Genomic DNA, 16,665 nt, shown 5'->3' with positions numbered 1-16,665 from the left:
TGAGCAAACCACCCACCAAGTTCCCCTCATGGCACACCGCCGCAAGGCGGCCCAAGCACGTCAACCGGGCATTCCGTCTGCCCGGGGCCGGAGCAGGATGGGTAGGTAATGGCGCAGGAACAGCAACAGCGCCAGGCTCCAGCACAGTGCCGAAACGCTTACCCCCAGCGATGTGAACAGCGGCAGAATCACCCGGGCCAAGGTCGCCAGTTGCATCAGGGCAAAGGCCCAGGCAATGCTGGTCGGCACCTGCAATGGCCTGCCGGTGTGGCCCAGGCTGACCCGCGCCATCATGGCCAGGATCAGCCCGGTCATGGCGCCAACGGTCAGCGCGTGGGTCACCAGGCTCGGGCTCAGGGCCACCCCGCTATGCCACAACGCCATGCCCAGGCAGGCCAGGGCGAGCCAGGCGTAGGCCAGGTGTAGCGACCACAGCAACGGTACGCGCCACAGGCCACGGTCATGCCACAGCACCAGTCGGGTCGCGTGCAGCGCGAACAAGGCAAAAAACAGCACCGCCAAATTTGCTTGCGGCGTATCGGCCAGGCCGGTGGCAAACGCCAGCGGTACTGCGACGCTGAGCAACAGGCAGGCTCGGTCCAGCCATGGGCGGGCAGGGGCCGCGTCAAGGTGACCCAGGCCACGGCGGGTAAAGAAGGGTATGACCCGGCCGCCGAGTACGGTCATCATCGCCGTCACCAGCCACAGCCCGGCAAATATTCCACGACGCTGCCACAGTTCGTCCTGGTGCAACCAGCCGGCCAAGGTCAGCCACTGGCAGGCGGCAATCAACAGCACCAGTACGACGATCGGGTAGTTGTTGCGCAGGCGCCGTTGCAGGACCGGTCGCGCCAGGCTCAATGCCACCAATGGCAGGAAGCTGCCCTCGACCAGTACCAGCAAGCTACCCGGTAGTGGCATAAACCAGCTTACCCGCCCCAGCAGCCAAAGCAGGAACACACCCTGCAGCGCCCGCCCGCTCAAGCCTGGGATGCCGCTCCAGTTCTGCACGGCGGTCAGCAGAAAACCCGCGATAATGGCGGCGGCGAAGCCGTAAAGCATCTCGTGGCGGTGCCAGGCGAGCATACCCCCGGGCGGTGCAGGGGCCAGTGCCCCAGCCAGTACGCCGGCCCACAACAGCAGGGCGATCAGCGCAAACAAACTGCCACCCAGGAAGAACGGGCGAAAACCCAGGCTCCAGACGGCTTGGCGTGGGCGTGAAGCAGTGGGTTGCAAGAGCATGGGCAGTCCTTGGTTCGTTCAGTAGGCTTCAATTGGGGTAAGATCACGATCCGTGCCAGTTTGCAAAGCCCTTGAATATCAAGGTGATGGCACTTCTCAGGGTCCGAATGACACGCGCGTATTGCGGTCATTCAGACTGGCTTGTATGTCGTTTTGACTTGCTTCAGGGTTTGCCTGGTTCAGTGCCGGCTGACGCTTCGCTACAGGATTCACGTTTTGTCCGACCTCTCGAAAAATCCGCTGCTGCAGTACATGGCCCGTCTGGCCCCATCCAGCCAGCAAACCATGCGCTACATTCTTCAGGACGCCGCCGACCGGCTAGGTTTTGTCGACTGCAACATTGTCGATGTGCCTTGGCATCGGCTCGAGCCGGGCCATGTTATTGCACTGGTGGCTGCCCTGCGTGCCGATGGCTACGCGCCCAACAGCTCGTCGCTGTACGTCAACGCGATTCGCGGGGTGATGAACGAGGCCTGGCGTCAGGGCCTGATCGACCACGAGCAGCTGTTGCGTATTCGCGAGGTCAAGCCCGCCACGGGCAGCCGCCTGCCGCCAGGGCGCAACCTGCGCCGCAGCCTGATCCGCGAGCTGATGGATGTGTGCGCCGCCGACCCGCGGCCACAGGGGGTACGTGATGCGGCGATCATTGCCTTGCTGTACGGCACCGGCATGCGCAAGTCGGAGTCGGTCGACATCGACCTCGACCAGGTCGACTTCGAGGCGCGCAGCCTGCAGGTAGTGGGCAAGGGCAACCACCAGCTGGTCAAGTACGCACCGCCGTGGGCGTTCGAGAAGCTGCAGGCCTGGCTTGAACTGCGCCGCCAGGACCTGCCTGCCGGGGCGGAAGATGACCCGTTCCTGTTCAACCGCATCCGTCGCGGCAACCACATTACCCGGGCGCGCATTACCAAGCATGCGATCTACTACATTGCCCGCCAGCGCGGCGCGCAGGTGGGGGTGAAGATCATGCCGCACGATTTTCGCCGGGCATTCATTACCCGGGTGATCGAAGAGCACGACCTGTCGATTGCGCAGAAGCTGGCGCACCATGCCAATATCCAGACTACGGCCATCTATGACCGGCGTGATGACAACGAGCGTCGGCGTGCCGTGGACCGCTTCGATTACTGAGGCTTGAAATTGTGGGGCTCAAAGCAGCCCCCTTTTCACGTATGCCGGCACCGAAACAGGGCCGACACACGCCCCTGCTTTGTGCGCCATTCCCCCGCATGCCCGATGCCAGAGCGGGCGCAGCACAGGTTTCATCATCGTTCACCTGCGAAGTTGGCCCGCAACCTGCTATATCCAGCCTGCGAATTTGATCGAGTGGTCAGGCCGCGCGCGCTAGCAGCCGCCCGCGCCGGACCCTCTAAACGGCCAGCAGGCCACGGATTTCAGGGGCCGCAGGATGTCGCTCGCGGAGCAGATCGAACAACAGCAAGACGATGCAGGCTGGAGTGCTCACCTGCAGTTGCGCTTTGTCCAGCGTGACGGCGTGACCCGCCTTGGTGCGTGGAAGCATTTCGGACCTCTTTTGGTGCAGCGGCCTTTCTATCCTGAAGGTGCGCCGTGCCATGTCTATGTCCTGCACCCGCCGGGCGGTATCGTCGCCGGCGACCGCCTGGAACTGGACATTCACCTGGAGCCGGGTAGCCACGCGCTGCTGACCATGCCCGGTGCCAGCAAGTTCTACCGCAGCATTGGCCCGACCGCGCGGTTGACCCAACGCTTCCACATGGCCACGGGCAGCACCCTGGAGTGGCTGCCGCAGGACAGCATCTTCTTCTCTGGCGCCCGCGCCAGCCTCGCCAGCCGTTTTACCCTCGAGCCGGGCGCCCGCCTGCTGGCCTGGGAAACCCTGTGCCTGGGCCGTCCGGTCATGCACGAGCGTTTCGACCACGGCGCCCTCGACAGCCTTTTGCACATCGAACTGCCTGACGAGGCTGGCCTGCATGAGCGCCTGCGGCTCGCAGGCGGGCACCTGGGCAAGCTGGGTGGGCATCCGCTACTCGCCACCTTTTGTGCCGCACCTGCCGATCAGGCAGTGCTGGAGCAGGTTCGCCCGCTACTCGATGAACTGGGCAACCCGGCCGGTGCGACCCTGCTCGGGTCGTTGCTGGTGATCCGCGTGCTCGACCATGACAACCAACACCTGCAACGCACCCTGCAACGCCTGTGGCATGTGCTGCGCCCGGCCATCCTCGGCCTGCCAGCCTGCCCGCCGCGTATCTGGGCTACCTGAGAGAGCGCCATGGAGCTTACCCCGAGAGAGAAAGACAAACTGCTGCTGTTCACTGCCGCGCTGCTGGCGGAGCGGCGTCTGGCCCGTGGCCTGAAGCTCAACTACCCGGAGGCCGTGGCGCTGATCAGTGCCGCGGTGCTCGAAGGCGCCCGCGATGGCCGCACAGTCGCCGAGCTGATGAGCCTGGGGCGTGAAGTGCTGACCCGTGAGCAGGTGATGCCCGGTATCGCTGAAATGCTTCACGACGTACAGGTCGAAGCGACCTTCCCGGATGGCACCAAGTTGGTGACCGTGCATGACCCCATCGTCTGAAACCGCCAAGGAGCGTCGCATGATCCCAGGTGAAATCCAGGTCGCCGCGGGCGACATCGAGTTGAACAGTGGCCGAGAAACGGTCAGCGTCAGTGTGGCCAACCATGGCGACCGGCCGGTGCAGGTCGGCTCGCACTACCACTTCTATGAAGTCAACGACGCGCTGGTGTTCGACCGGGCGCCCACCCTGGGCTTTCGCCTGGACATCCCGGCCGGCACTGCCGTGCGCTTCGAGCCGGGTCAGGCGCGTACCGTGCAACTGGTGGCGTACGCCGGCAAGCGTGAGGTCTATGGTTTTCAGGGCAAGGTGATGGGCGCGCTGGAGGGCAGGGCATGAGCCGTATTTCCCGTCAGGCCTATGCCGACATGTTCGGCCCCACGGTTGGCGACCGCGTGCGCCTGGCTGACACTGCGCTGTGGGTGGAGGTCGAGAAAGACTTCACGATTTACGGCGAAGAGGTGAAGTTCGGCGGCGGCAAGGTTATTCGCGATGGCATGGGGCAGGGCCAGATGCTGGCGGCCGAGGCCATGGACCTGGTGTTGACCAATGCGCTGATCATCGACCACTGGGGCATCGTCAAAGCCGACATCGGCATCAAGCATGGACGCATTGCGGTGATCGGCAAGGCGGGCAACCCCGATGTGCAGCCGGGCGTGAACGTGCCGGTCGGGCCAGGGACCGAGGTAATCGCGGCCGAGGGCAAGATCGTCACCGCCGGGGGGGTCGATTCGCATATCCACTTCATTTGCCCGCAGCAGGTGGACGAGGCATTGAACAGCGGTGTCACCACGTTCATCGGCGGTGGAACCGGGCCGGCCACTGGCACCAATGCCACCACCTGCACGCCCGGCCCTTGGTACCTTGCGCGCATGTTGCAGGCCGCCGACAGCTTGCCGATCAACATCGGGTTGCTGGGCAAGGGCAATGCCTCGCGGCCGGACGCGCTGCGCGAGCAGATTGCCGCAGGTGCTGTCGGGCTCAAACTGCATGAAGACTGGGGCTCTACGCCAGCAGCCATCGACTGTTGCCTGGGCGTGGCCGAGGAAATGGATATCCAGGTGGCGATTCACACCGACACCCTCAACGAGTCGGGCTGTATCGAAGACACGTTGGCGGCCATCGGCGACCGCACCATCCACACCTTCCATACCGAAGGTGCCGGTGGCGGCCATGCCCCGGACATCATCCGTGCGGCGGGGCAGGCCAACGTGCTGCCATCCTCGACCAACCCGACCCTGCCGTACACGATCAACACCGTGGACGAGCACCTGGACATGCTCATGGTCTGCCACCACCTGGACCCGAGCATCGCCGAGGACGTGGCCTTCGCCGAGTCGCGCATTCGCCGCGAAACCATCGCTGCCGAGGACATTCTCCACGACATGGGCGCCTTTGCCATGACCTCGTCCGACTCCCAGGCCATGGGTCGGGTTGGCGAGGTGGTGCTGCGCACCTGGCAGGTGGCGCACCAGATGAAGCTGCGTCGCGGGCCGCTGGCACCGGACACCCCGTACAGCGACAACTTTCGGGTCAAGCGCTACATCGCCAAGTACACCATCAACCCGGCACTCACCCATGGCATCGGTCACGAAGTGGGCTCGGTGGAGGTCGGCAAGCTGGCCGACCTGGTGCTGTGGTCGCCAGCGTTCTTTGCGGTCAAGCCGGCTTTGGTGCTCAAGGGCGGGATGATCGTCACCGCGCCCATGGGCGACATCAACGGCTCCATACCCACCCCCCAGCCGGTGCACTATCGGTCGATGTTCGGCGCGCTGGGCGCGGCTCGGCATGCCACACGCATGACATTCCTGCCCCAGGCGGCAATGGACCGCGGGCTGGCCGAGGCGCTGAACCTGCGCAGCCTGATTGGCGTGGTCAACGGCTGCCGGCGGGTACGCAAGCCGGACATGGTCCATAACACCCTGCAGCCGCTGATCGAAGTCGATGCGCAGACCTATCAGGTGCGTGCCGATGGCGAGCTGCTGGTCTGCGAACCGGCCAGCGAACTGCCGCTGGCCCAGCGCTATTTCCTGTTCTGAGGAGCACAAATGATTGTCTTGAGCCGCCGTATCTCCGAACCCGGTACGCGGGTTGTCAGTGGCACTGTCACCCTTGACGTGGACAGCCGTATCAAGAGCCGCCTGCGAGTAACCCTGGACGATGGCCGCGAAGCTGGGCTGATGCTGGAGCGCGGCCACCTGCTGCGCGGAGGTGAACTGCTGGCCGATGCCGAGGGCACCCAACTGATCCGCGTGCTGGCGGCGCCCGAGGCGGTGTCCACCGTGCGCTGTGCCGATCCACACCTGTTGGCCCGCGCCGCCTACCACCTGGGTAACCGCCATGTGCCGCTGCAGATCGAACCCGGGCTGTTGCGCTTCCAGCACGACCATGTGCTGGACGACATGCTGCGGGGGCTGGGCCTGACGGTAGAGGCCGAACAGGCCCCGTTCGAGCCTGAAGCGGGCGCTTACCAAAGTGCACCGCATGGCCACAGCCACAGCCATGCCCATGGCCACGATCACCCGTTCGTACGCCTGCCTGCCCATTCCTGAACTGCCCTGGAGCAACCAATGAAAAAGACTTTCGCCCTGTTTCTGTTGATGCTGGCACTGCCAGCCTTCGCCCATCCGGGCCATGACAGCAACCCGCTGCAGGACGGCCTGCTGCACCCGCTGACCGGGCTCGATCACCTGCTGATGCTGCTGGGTACCGGCGTGCTCGCCGCGTTGACCCGTCGCAACCTGACATTGCCCCTGGCTACCCTGGCGGCCATGTTCGGTGGTGCCGTGTGCGGTCACCTGTTCGGCGATGTGCTGGGCATGGAAACCCTGATTGCCGTGTCGCTGCTGGTGGCTGCCGGGGCGGTGCTGCTGCCGAGCCGCCAGTCGCTGCTGGCCATGGCCATGCCGGTGTTCGCCTTGTTCCATGGTTGGGCACATGGCGTAGAAGCCACGCCGAGCGCGTTCTGGCAATTCAGCGCGGGGTTTGTCGTGGTCAGCGGCTTGCTGCTGGCGGCGGGCTTTGCAGTCGGTTGCCTGCTGCGCCGCCACAGCGGCCTGCAGAAGGCCTTTGGCGGTGGCCTGTTGGCCGGCGCCGCGCTGGTGCTGGCCGGTTGATGAACAGCGACCTGGCGCTGCTGCGCCTACTGCAGTTGGCCAGCCCCGGCTTGCCGGTGGGTGGTTTTACCTATTCGCAAGGCCTGGAGTGGGCGGTCGAGGCCGGCTGGGTTCGGGGCGTGGACAGTTTTGTCGGCTGGCAGCGTGAGCAGGTTCACGACACCCTAGCCTGCCTCGACTGGCCGGTGCTGGCGCGTCTGTACCGCGCCTGCCAGGCTGAGGACGCCGAAGCGTTCGGTCACTGGAGCCGGTTCTTGCTGGCCAACCGCGAAACCGCCGAGCTGCGCCTGGAAGAACAGCAGCGCGGCGCAGCGCTGGCGCGGTTGCTCGACGGCTGGCAACTGGGCCAGGCACCGGCCTGGCGCGCCAGCCTTGAGCTGACCCAGTTGGGCGGTATGGCCTGGCTGGCTGCACACTGGGCCATCCCGCTGCGCCAGCTGGCATTGGGCCATGGCTTTGCCTGGCTGGAGGGCGCGGTCATGGCCGGGGTCAAGCTGGTGCCGTTCGGCCAGCAGGCTGCCCAGACCTTGCTGCGCGACCTTGGCGCCGACTTGCCCGCTGCACTGGACCAGGCACTGGCCCTGGGCGATGACCAGCTTGGCGGCGGCCTGCCGCTGCTGGCCATCGCTTCATCGCGTCACGAAACCCAATACACCCGTTTGTTCCGTTCCTGAGGACTGCCTGCATGCAAAGCTATCAACAACCCCTGCGCGTCGGTGTCGGCGGCCCGGTCGGCTCTGGCAAGACCGCTCTGCTGGAAGCGCTGTGCAAGGCCATGCGCGATCACTACCAGATTGCCGTGGTTACCAACGACATCTATACCAAGGAAGACCAGCGCATCCTCACCGAGGCCGGCGCCCTTGAGCCGGAGCGCATCGTTGGCGTTGAAACTGGCGGCTGCCCGCACACGGCCATTCGTGAAGACGCCTCGATGAACCTGGCGGCGGTCGAAGCGCTGGCGCGCAAGTTCGGTAACCTCGAAGTCATTTTCGTGGAAAGCGGCGGTGACAACCTCAGCGCCACGTTCAGCCCGGAGCTGGCTGACTTGACCATTTACGTGATCGACGTGGCCGAGGGCGAGAAAATCCCGCGCAAGGGCGGCCCAGGCATTACCAAGTCCGACTTCCTGGTGATCAACAAGACCGATCTGGCGCCTTATGTCGGGGCTTCACTGGAAGTGATGGAACGCGACACCCAGCGTATGCGGCCGCAGCGGCCCTGGACCTTCAGCAACCTGAAGAAGGGCGAGGGGTTGCAGGCGGTGATCGACTTTATCGTCGAGCGCGGGATGCTGGGTGCGCGAGCCTGACAGATCGAGGTCCCTGCGGGCTTGTCCCGCGAAGGGACCGGTCCTGGGTAAATGAATTACGCGCGTTTGTTGAACTGCGCCAACGCTGGCAACAGTTGCTTGTCGATGGCCAGGGCGCACTGGCCCCGGTAGCTCAAGGCTTTCCGGGGTTTTTTTCGTCTTCGCGTTTGCTATTTCCCGGCCCCAGAACTGATATTTTTGCCAGTAGCAGCCTGTGCTTGCCGAGTGCAATGCTGACATCCCCTATAACGGAAGCAGGTGGATGGTCATGACTGAACTGGCGAGCGACGAATTCGAAGAGATCAGTTTTATCAGTCCCTCCGGGGACGTGCTCATCCGTGTCTACACCCCTAAGCAATGTACAGACCCGGTAGACTGGGGCGAATTCGAAGAAATTGAACGTCCGGCCATGCTTGTCAGGCCTGGTATGTTTGACATGGAGGTAGTGACACTTACCAACCCTGATGGCCGTTGGAGGCGAAGGATTGGAACGGTCAGACCCACAATGAACGCAGCACCCTCCGCAGCTAGTGAAAGTGCTCCGTTGAGCGATACCAATTCACCCTTCGTGAAGCACAGTCTGCAGACTGACGGTCAGTCAGAAGTACAATACGCCGATGGTTGGGAGATTTTATATCACGACGGGTCAGGTGTCAGGTTCAGTCTGTACGCTGATGGTTTTACAGGTGATCTTTCGGACTATGAATTCGCTCTTCCCTATTGGATTAGGGATGCTGAGGAAAGAATTGTCCACGGGGCTTGTAATTTTGAACAGTTGAGTACGCTTGGCGCGACCTGGGCATTTCGTCCTTTGGTACTGCTCGCCGGGAAAAAGGCGCGAGCCGAGGCAGTTCAACCGCAGGCAGACGTGGAGCAGACGTATCACGATAACAAGGTGCATTTCCGGTCCAAATATGGCCAACCCTTTGGAACGGCTAACGAGATTGTTTATGGCTCCTACGAAATTACGTCGGCGAAGGTTTCCAGTGGCCAAGATCCTGATAACTATATCGACCCACCGTTTACAAGAAGTTTCTCCAGCAATGGAACTATGAGCTTCAAGGTGGGGCGGCACGGTACGGACGCTGTCGCGAACTGGTTCAGTAGCTACATCAGTGATTCCGAGAATACGTTCGGGCATGCTCCAGGTAAGCTCAATTTTGGTTTCAAAGGCACGTTGAAACTGACCGTGACGGGCGGTAGTTTCAGTGGCATGGACCAAACGCTGGTATTCAAGGACGTTTTCATCGCTCAAGGTCATACAGGAACATCAAATAACTGGTGGTTCGGCGCCATTGGTGCCCGCAACCCGGACGATGGTAAGCGTTGGGTTCGAGTGGAGGGTAAGGCGCCGACGCCGTACGGGGAGTTTGATGCCTCGATGTATTTTCAGCGCGGCGGAGAGCCGCTCACGGACGACGAAATATTCGTATACGAGGGATCGCTAAATGCGCTGCCCACCGAGGCGTGGATGACCAGATTGATAGGTACGACTCGCGTGCAAGATATGGTGCTTCCCGGCAGCCATAACGCTGGCATGTATGGCCCACTGCATAATTGCACCGGGGGAGGCTTTGGTGAGGCAGCATCTAGAGCGCAACGCGCCTCCATTGCGGAGCAACTCCGGATGGGTGTTCGTTACCTGGATATCCGGGTCGCTCGCGCTGATGGTCAACTGCTTTGTTACCATCGGACAGGCACCGGCACGGGGCCGGGATGCGACGGCGCGACGCTCGACGAAGTACTCACTTCCGTTGACACGTTCTTGACAGAAAATCGCGGAGAGTTCGTGATCTTGAGCTTCACGCATATACCCGACGCTGACGTTTCAGCCATTCAAACGATGATTAATCGCCATGCGAATCGTCTGCACAAAGTCAGTGCCGAACCGGGTGAGCGCAAACCGGTGAACCAATTTATCCTGGAGGATTTGCGCGGGAAAATGCTGGTGGTCAGTGAAGGGTTGATGGATGCGCCTGACTCAGGGTTTTATAGAAAAACAAAGGGTCCAAATTCTTGGGATGCGTATCAAATTGTGGATGACTACGCTAATTCGAAAGACACAGATGCTGTGATTGAAGATCAGTTGGGTAAGTGGGCAAGGCATGTGCCGGGTGAATATGGCGTCGGCTTCATGCTCAACTGGACTCGCACCCCGCAGAGCGGGGCGGATTCGGTCGAAAAAATGGCGAAAGTCATCAATGAAAAACTGGCACACAATCTTAATAGCTACCCGGCTAACTGGAGTGCCCCGCAGGTGGTATTGCTGGATTTTGTGACGCCGGGGTATGTCAACTCCATTGTCAATCAAAACCTCGCAAATATTTCACGGCGCGACGAAGGCGATGAAGTGGAACCACCCGTTGGGGCGCGAGTCAACGTGAATATGTATCCACTGCCATTATTTGACGGTGACCCGGTCCGCAAAAAACTACCTTTCGGTTCGTTGATTCCACTCTGGAGGGAAACCGCCATCAGCAACGAGGGCGGAAGCGTGCGTTTCGCGGCGCGGCCGTACAATCGTAACAGGTTGATTACCTTTGGCGGGTTGGGGTTGCTGTGCTTCAGGCAATACATCATCTCTAAAGACTTTGAAGGTGATGGCTTTGAGGTGCCGTTGCTGTCGGATGTACCTACTAGTCTACCCAAAGGCGTCCGGGAGATACGATGGATAGGCACCAATGCCAAAATAAGATGGTTGCATCTGCTTCAATACGGCAAAGTGGACGCTGAATAATACAACGTCTATTTTCTGTATTGTCGCGAAACGCGCAGTGTGTTGACTTTCGGCGAGCAACTGGTGGCTCCGTTGATTGTTCTACCACTCAGGTGGGTAAGGGCAGCCCGATTATCCTCCCGGTATATTCGGCTGGCGGCGCGTCAGCGTGCACCTGCATCAAGGTATCCAGCAGCGTTTGACTGGCGAGGGAGAAGAGCGCCGCTCTTGGCCCCCGCCAGTTCAGCGTGAAGCGGCAACTGTTCGCTTGCGGCCAGTACGCCCTCGAACCCGTCCCGGTGCAACATGTGGTAAATATGCACGCGTTTTTGCGGGCAACCATCAGCGTTAATGCCTAACCCTGTGGGCACGCCCGCGAAGAAACCAACGCGGTGGATGGCACCGGCTCTGCCGGTGTTCGCTGGTAAAACCGTTCCCGCAGGTGTGCGTGTTGCCTGCATCATCTGTGACAGCAGTGAGGCTTGTCCGGTTGCCCTTCATAGCGGTCATGGTGCCGCACCCAGTCCATGGTCCCACCTTCATTGCGCCCCAGTGGCGCAATGTCGAGGAAGTTGTAGGTATTGACCAGAATGTCCAGCCCGCGGGCGTAGGTTGAGTAGGTGTGGTACACGCTGCCGTCGCCTTCGCGGAAAAACGCACTCAAGCCGGGCAGCTCGCTTTCATTGCCCTCATACGGCTCATAGTTGTACTGCCGCTGGCCTTCACTGCCGACACTGACGCCAAAGTCCTCGTTGAAGGGGCTGCCATGCGACGAATACCACGGGAACTGCCAGCCCATGCGCTGGCGAAATGCCTGAAATTCGGCATACGGGGCCCGTGACACCGCCACCAGCGACACATCGTGGTGGGCCAGGTGCAGGTTGGCGCCGTCAAAGTGGTCGGCCAGAAAAGAGCAGCCGGGGCAGCCCTCGCTCCAACCCTCGGCGAACATGAAGTGGTAAAGCAACAACTGGCTGCGGTCTGCGAACAGGTCGGCCAGGCTCAACGCGCCGTTCGGGCCGAAGAAGCGGTAATCCTGCTCGACCTTTACCCAAGGCAGGGCGCGACGGGCTGCGGCTAGCGCGTCGCGGTGGTGGGTAAACGCCTTTTCGTGCAGCCACAGTTGCTGGCGAGCTGCCAGCCACTGGCTGCGGGAAACCACCGGGTGCCTGCTTTCGCGGGTGCTCATGGTGCTGTCTCCTCGCTGGGGGATTCACACCTTGGTCGAGTACGACCAGGTCGATTCGACAAGCACCGGTGTCCGGGCGATGAGCGGTACCTGCTTAGCCCGAATGAGCGATATGCCCCTCGGCCAATTCATCGGCGTCGTCATCCTCACCCGGCAGGGCGGTGATCACGCTGAAGTCGCTGACTTCTACCTTGCCGCCGCCATAGCCCAGCAAGTGGAAGGAAAACGCCTTGCGCTCGGTCGGGTTGTCGAAGCTGAACTCCATCTCCAGTGGCGCGTCGGCAGTGACCTTTACCTCATCTGGCAGACCCAGCGGCACGTCCTGTTCCAACTGCTTGGCCTTGAGCCGGATATAAGCCGCACGTTCAGGGTCCAGCGAGCGGACCTTGACCCGCACGCGGGTATGCGAGCCTCCGGGCATTTCCAGATACTGGGCGCCAATGAGGTTGTCGGCCCAGTCATCGTGAATGCGCTTGCGCAACTTGATCGGCGAAGGGCCGCCAAACTGGTAACGCAGGTTGAGTGGGGTTTGCAGCAAGGATTGGTCGAGCACCCCGGCCAATGCGCCGATCTGTTGACCCAGCAAGCTGTCGGCCGGCCCGAGGTAGCGGGCCTGGTCGGCGATAAAGCCCTCACTGGCATAACGCCGGCAGCGCTGTTGGAAGTCACATTCGGTGAACAGGCCCTGGCCATTGTGGTAGCGCAGCATGCCGTTGGTGTAGGAGATCATTTCGCGGCCGCTGTCGTAGTCGCGGTACAACGAGCGACCGCCAAGCGCCACAGGAATGGGCAGTGCGAAGTAGTCGAGCAGCGAGGTGGCCAGGTCGATATGGCCGTAGGTGCCGCGCTTGATGGTTGGCAGCTGGGCTTGCTCCGGCGCCAGGGTAAGGTTGAAGCCCCAGGACGAGGCCAGGCGCACGCCATCGATGCCGTGAGACTCGTCGGAAGTCACCACCACCAGTGTGTCCTTGAGGACGCCCTGGCGCTCGAGATTGTCAAGAAATGCCCCGACTGCGTCATCCAGGTAGGCGACCGCTGCCTGTTTCGGTGTGTTGAAGCGCTCGAGGTACTCGGCCGGCGCCGAATAGGGCTGGTGGGTGCCCACGGTGAGCAACGTCAGCATCCATGGCTTGTCCTGCTTCTGCAGCTGGCCCACATAGCCCAGGGCACCTTCGAAGAAGGCGCGGTCATCCTTGCCCCACGGGAAGTCCAGGTAGTTCTTGTTGCCGAACCACTCCTGGCCATGCACCGAATCGAAACCGATGTGCGGCATGATGCGGTCCTTGGCCATGAAGCGCAGGCCCGCGCCTTGCAGATAGTGGGTGGTGAAGCCGGCCTGGCGCAATTGCGCCGGCAGGCAGGCCTGGTTGCGTTCGTTCTGGGTCAGCAGTTCTACGCCCTTGGGCGTGCCATTGGCCAGCTTGTCGTAATCGCCGCACAGCATCGCATACAGGCCACGGATGGTCTGGTGGGTGTGCAGCACGTAGTCTGGGGTGTTCATGCCGCGCTCGGCCCACTTGCTGAGCTTGGGCATCAAGTCGTCGTTGAAACGGCTGTTCAGCGCCTGGCGGTTAGGCTGCAGGTAGGCGCCCGGGATGCCTTCCAGGGTAATCACCAGCAAGTTGCGGGCGCTTCCAGGGCCGGCAAGCAGCCTTTGCCCATGCAAGTCGGATTGAGTCAGGCCGCTGCTGGCCAGCGGGGTGAAGGTTTGCGTGCGGCCCATCCAGCCTTCGACCTGGCGTTGCAGATTACCGACGCCGGCAGACATCAACTGGTGGGGGAGGTTGTATTGCCGCCACTGGTCGGCATCGGAAGGTACCAGCTGCTGGCTGCTCCAATGCGCGCCGAAAAGCAGTACGGGTATGGCCCAGGCTTTGCGCGGCAGTGGCTGGCTACGCCGTGCACGGCGTAGCCACGCACAGGCCAGCCAGGCCAGCAGGCCGCCACCCAGGGCCCAGGGCAGCCAGGCATGGGCCAGGCCGCCACCGGTCGAATTCTCCATGAATTGCGGGTCGGTCAGGTAGTTAAGGTCGGCGCTGGTGGGCAGTCGGCCCACTGCGCTTACCAGTTCGGCCGAGGCCACCCACAGCGCCGCCCAGGCCAGCAGCACGGGCAGCGCCAGCCACCACGGCCTGCGGTGTAGCAGCACTATCAACAGGCTGCCGAGGGCGAGATCGGACAGGTAACCGAACGGGTTGGACCAACCCAGCATGGCGCGCGTACCCAGTGGGATCACCAGCACCAGGGCCGCCAAAGCGGCAAGCCGGGTGCTTGGGTGGTCGGACAGGTTCTTCACAAAAACTTCCCTTTTGCCATTAAATCGTCATGCATCTGTGATTGATGATATCAGGCCAGGGCAGGGAAGGCGGCCGGTTACAAGGCTTGTAACCAAAGTCGGGCCCGTTCGCACGGGCCCGGCCGATGGCAACTATCAGAAGTAATAAGGGAATTTCAGGCTGAAAGAAAAGTCAGGTGCGTCATCGGTCAGACCAATGGACAGGTTGGGCACGATGGTCAGGTTGTCGGTGGCGGCGAAGGTCAGGCCGATGTTGAAGTTGGCGGCGTTGTAGTCACTGTTGGAGATCGATTGCCAGTCGCCGCCATCAGGTTTGATCTTGCTCTTGCGGGCGAACTGGTCGGATACCGAGAACGACATACTCATCTTTTCGTTAAGGGCAAAGGCGATGCCACCGCCGATCTGCCACGAGTCGCCAAGCTTGACGTCACCCGGCACCTTGCTGTTCACCTGCGGACTGATGTCGCTGAACGAGTCTTGCATGTTGTAGGTGTAGGACAGGCTGCCGAACAGCACGGCCGGGTCGAAGGTCTTGACCAGCGAGATGCCCGGTGTGATCGACCATACACCGTTGCCGGTCGGTAGGCTTTCCGGTACTGCGAGGTTGTTGTTGCCGTCCACCTCGCGCAGTTTGATGCCATAGGGGTCTTTGCCGGTCGGTGCCTTGATTCGCAGGGTGGCCACTGCGTCAGGCCAGGTTTCGTCCTCGTCGAGGAACTTGTAGGCCACCCCGACGTTGATATCGCCGATTTCCGGGTCGCGGGTCACGCTGGCATCGGAAGTGGTTGCCCCGGCTCCCCCCGCACCGCCAGACGAGTAGGTGGACTCGCGGTAAACCACGGGGACGTTGATATCGAACTGCCAGCGCTGCGCCAGGTTGTAGCGCGCGGTCATGTCCAGGGTCCAGTTGTCAGCCTTGATCCGGTCAAGGTTGATGCTGCCGAGGAAGATCGAGTCCAGTGCCAGAAAGCCATTGAGGGTCAGCGCACGGGTATCGTAATGGGTATAGGTAACGCCGGTTTCGAAGCTGAACTTGCCCCCGCCAAAGAATCCGCTGGCTTCGTCATACAGGTTGGAAACGCTTTGCGCCGGCTCGGAATCGGCTGTCAGCGCCTGGCCGTAGGAGCTCCCCGTAGTGCCCGGTGCGCCAGAGGCGACGGTCTGCGCACCTTTCACCCCTTCGGCCGGAGACTTGACCAAGCGTTTGGGTTGCGCGGCAGCAGGGGCCTCCTCGACCTGGCGCACACGTTGCTCCAGCACCATCAGCGCCTGTTGCTGTGCCTCATAGCGGCGTTTGAGTTCAATCAGTTCCTGTTTCAGCGCTTCGACTTGTGGGTCGGCGGCTGCGTAAAGTGCGGTGGCGGGGGCCAAGGTAGTCAAGCACACAAAAGCTCTGAGCGTAAAAGATCGGTACATGGAGTTGCCGTCCCTTCCAACTACTTTTGATGAGACTGAGCGTAGATCAGTATCCGAAGGTGCGAAGACCTTTGAGCTGGTCGAGGCTACCGTTGAGGGAAGCCGCTGTCGGCACGCTCTCGCGCATGACAACGTTCAGGGTGGTGACGTTGTTGACCAGGTTGCCGTTGCCAAGCAGCGTCGAGTTCTGCAGCAGGCCACCTTGGGCCAGGCGTTGCACGCTGCTGCCTTGGTTGTTGCTGGCATTGATGTTGAGCTGCACGCCCACACCGCTTGAGGACACACTGAGCGCGCCGGCGCCATTTTCCCCGACCAGGGTCTGGCCGGCGGCCAGTACCTGGCCTTGCTGTTGTACGGCGGGGGCCTGGTTGGCTTTGGTCACATTGATATCGACGTTGTTGTAAGCGGCGTTGTTGTCACCGGCTGCACGGACCACCTGGGTCACACCTTCGGTGGTGGTCAGGCCGTTGCCGCCCGTTACCACGCCAGTCCCGGCAGCAGACGCGCTGCTCGGCGCCGTACCTGCGCCTTTTCTATCGATCATCGAGACATAGAACTGGGGTTTGATGGTCGATTGCTGAACCTGCAGCGTGGACGTTGCCCCGATCACATCCCCTTTTGCATTTTGCCAGGTGCTGGACATGACAATGCCGAAGCTCACGATTCGTCCGGGCATCACATAGCGGCCCCGGAGGTTGGCCAGCTCCTGGTCCTTCAGTTCGATGGGTTTCAACGCCTCTGCGTGACTGGGCAAGCTGGCTGCCAGGCAGGCGATGGCCAACCACAATGAAGTCTTCATGAAATGCTCCCTGGAGCTTCATGCTCCTTG

The 16,665-nt window shown here is 61.8% G+C and carries 15 protein-coding genes; 10 read left to right on the top strand and 5 right to left on the bottom strand.

What is annotated here, in order from left to right:
- Nucleotides 1–60 precede the first annotated feature (60 nt).
- Nucleotides 61–1,242, bottom strand: coding sequence for an NnrS family protein (locus tag I8746_RS03205; protein ID WP_192907456.1), 1,182 nt, complete (start codon nt 1,240–1,242; stop codon nt 61–63).
- Between the two features lie 216 nt (nt 1,243–1,458).
- Between I8746_RS03205 and xerC the strand changes: the two genes are divergently transcribed.
- From xerC to I8746_RS03155, 10 genes are all read left to right on the top strand, one after another.
- Nucleotides 1,459–2,373, top strand: a complete 915-nt coding sequence (gene xerC, locus I8746_RS03200; RefSeq protein WP_004576552.1) for a tyrosine recombinase XerC — start codon at nt 1,459–1,461, stop codon at nt 2,371–2,373.
- 277 nt (nt 2,374–2,650) lie between these two features.
- On the top strand, nt 2,651–3,484 hold the full coding sequence (locus tag I8746_RS03195; protein WP_192907455.1) for an urease accessory protein UreD: 834 nt from the start codon (nt 2,651–2,653) through the stop codon (nt 3,482–3,484).
- A 9-nt stretch (nt 3,485–3,493) separates the two neighbouring features.
- A complete protein-coding gene (locus I8746_RS03190; protein WP_003253929.1) occupies nt 3,494–3,796 on the top strand; it encodes an urease subunit gamma in 303 nt (100 codons plus the stop codon).
- Between the two features lie 19 nt (nt 3,797–3,815).
- Nucleotides 3,816–4,133, top strand: a complete 318-nt coding sequence (locus I8746_RS03185) for an urease subunit beta (protein WP_010953752.1) — start codon at nt 3,816–3,818, stop codon at nt 4,131–4,133.
- Nucleotides 4,130–5,833, top strand: a complete 1,704-nt coding sequence (gene ureC / locus I8746_RS03180) for an urease subunit alpha (RefSeq protein ID WP_088512255.1) — start codon at nt 4,130–4,132, stop codon at nt 5,831–5,833. The genes I8746_RS03185 and ureC overlap by 4 nt, the downstream gene beginning before the upstream one ends.
- A gap of 9 nt (nt 5,834–5,842) precedes the next feature.
- Complete coding sequence (ureE, locus tag I8746_RS03175) at nt 5,843–6,346, top strand: urease accessory protein UreE (protein ID WP_003253926.1); 504 nt, start codon at nt 5,843–5,845, stop codon at nt 6,344–6,346.
- An 18-nt stretch (nt 6,347–6,364) separates the two neighbouring features.
- Entirely contained in the window at nt 6,365–6,910 is a 546-nt protein-coding gene (locus I8746_RS03170; RefSeq protein WP_003253925.1) for a HupE/UreJ family protein, read from the top strand.
- On the top strand, nt 6,910–7,584 hold the full coding sequence (locus tag I8746_RS03165; RefSeq protein WP_012052572.1) for an urease accessory protein UreF: 675 nt from the start codon (nt 6,910–6,912) through the stop codon (nt 7,582–7,584). The genes I8746_RS03170 and I8746_RS03165 overlap by 1 nt, the downstream gene beginning before the upstream one ends.
- A gap of 11 nt (nt 7,585–7,595) precedes the next feature.
- Nucleotides 7,596–8,219 (top strand): urease accessory protein UreG, encoded by a 624-nt coding sequence (gene ureG, locus I8746_RS03160; protein WP_012052571.1) that lies wholly within the window; start codon nt 7,596–7,598, stop codon nt 8,217–8,219.
- A 268-nt stretch (nt 8,220–8,487) separates the two neighbouring features.
- Nucleotides 8,488–10,956 carry a phosphatidylinositol-specific phospholipase C domain-containing protein gene (locus I8746_RS03155; protein ID WP_012052570.1) on the top strand — a complete coding sequence of 823 codons (2,469 nt, stop codon included), beginning with the start codon at nt 8,488–8,490 and terminating at the stop codon, nt 10,954–10,956.
- Between the two features lie 439 nt (nt 10,957–11,395).
- Here the strand turns inward: I8746_RS03155 and I8746_RS03150 are convergent, their stop codons facing one another.
- The 4 genes from I8746_RS03150 to I8746_RS03135 all read right to left on the bottom strand — a co-directional run bounded on the left by I8746_RS03150 (nt 11,396) and on the right by I8746_RS03135 (nt 16,635).
- Nucleotides 11,396–12,124, bottom strand: coding sequence for a thioredoxin family protein (locus I8746_RS03150; protein ID WP_012052569.1), 729 nt, complete (start codon nt 12,122–12,124; stop codon nt 11,396–11,398).
- A gap of 94 nt (nt 12,125–12,218) precedes the next feature.
- A complete protein-coding gene (locus I8746_RS03145) occupies nt 12,219–14,420 on the bottom strand; it encodes an LTA synthase family protein (protein ID WP_012052568.1) in 2,202 nt (733 codons plus the stop codon).
- A gap of 135 nt (nt 14,421–14,555) precedes the next feature.
- Nucleotides 14,556–15,836 carry a hypothetical protein gene (locus tag I8746_RS03140; RefSeq protein WP_004577464.1) on the bottom strand — a complete coding sequence of 427 codons (1,281 nt, stop codon included), beginning with the start codon at nt 15,834–15,836 and terminating at the stop codon, nt 14,556–14,558.
- 46 nt (nt 15,837–15,882) lie between these two features.
- Entirely contained in the window at nt 15,883–16,635 is a 753-nt protein-coding gene (locus I8746_RS03135) for a hypothetical protein (protein ID WP_004577465.1), read from the bottom strand.
- Nucleotides 16,636–16,665: the final 30 nt, after the last annotated feature.

The sequence above is a fragment of the Pseudomonas sp. USTB-Z genome (assembly GCF_019691255.1).
GTDB lineage: Bacteria > Pseudomonadota > Gammaproteobacteria > Pseudomonadales > Pseudomonadaceae > Aquipseudomonas > Aquipseudomonas alloputida.
The sequence above is the reverse complement of the archived record's forward strand: the minus strand, read 5'-3'. Positions and strand labels throughout refer to the sequence as shown.

Coding starts and splice junctions, on each gene's coding strand:
- I8746_RS03205 (WP_192907456.1), bottom strand. CDS start 1,242: ATGCTCTTGCAACCCACTGCTTCACGCCCACGCCAAGCCGTCTGGAGC.
- I8746_RS03195 (WP_192907455.1), top strand. CDS start 2,651: ATGTCGCTCGCGGAGCAGATCGAACAACAGCAAGACGATGCAGGCTGG.
- I8746_RS03190 (WP_003253929.1), top strand. CDS start 3,494: ATGGAGCTTACCCCGAGAGAGAAAGACAAACTGCTGCTGTTCACTGCC.
- I8746_RS03185 (WP_010953752.1), top strand. CDS start 3,816: ATGATCCCAGGTGAAATCCAGGTCGCCGCGGGCGACATCGAGTTGAAC.
- ureC (WP_088512255.1), top strand. CDS start 4,130: ATGAGCCGTATTTCCCGTCAGGCCTATGCCGACATGTTCGGCCCCACG.
- ureE (WP_003253926.1), top strand. CDS start 5,843: ATGATTGTCTTGAGCCGCCGTATCTCCGAACCCGGTACGCGGGTTGTC.
- I8746_RS03170 (WP_003253925.1), top strand. CDS start 6,365: ATGAAAAAGACTTTCGCCCTGTTTCTGTTGATGCTGGCACTGCCAGCC.
- I8746_RS03165 (WP_012052572.1), top strand. CDS start 6,910: ATGAACAGCGACCTGGCGCTGCTGCGCCTACTGCAGTTGGCCAGCCCC.
- ureG (WP_012052571.1), top strand. CDS start 7,596: ATGCAAAGCTATCAACAACCCCTGCGCGTCGGTGTCGGCGGCCCGGTC.
- I8746_RS03155 (WP_012052570.1), top strand. CDS start 8,488: ATGACTGAACTGGCGAGCGACGAATTCGAAGAGATCAGTTTTATCAGT.
- I8746_RS03150 (WP_012052569.1), bottom strand. CDS start 12,124: ATGAGCACCCGCGAAAGCAGGCACCCGGTGGTTTCCCGCAGCCAGTGG.
- I8746_RS03140 (WP_004577464.1), bottom strand. CDS start 15,836: ATGTACCGATCTTTTACGCTCAGAGCTTTTGTGTGCTTGACTACCTTG.
- I8746_RS03135 (WP_004577465.1), bottom strand. CDS start 16,635: ATGAAGACTTCATTGTGGTTGGCCATCGCCTGCCTGGCAGCCAGCTTG.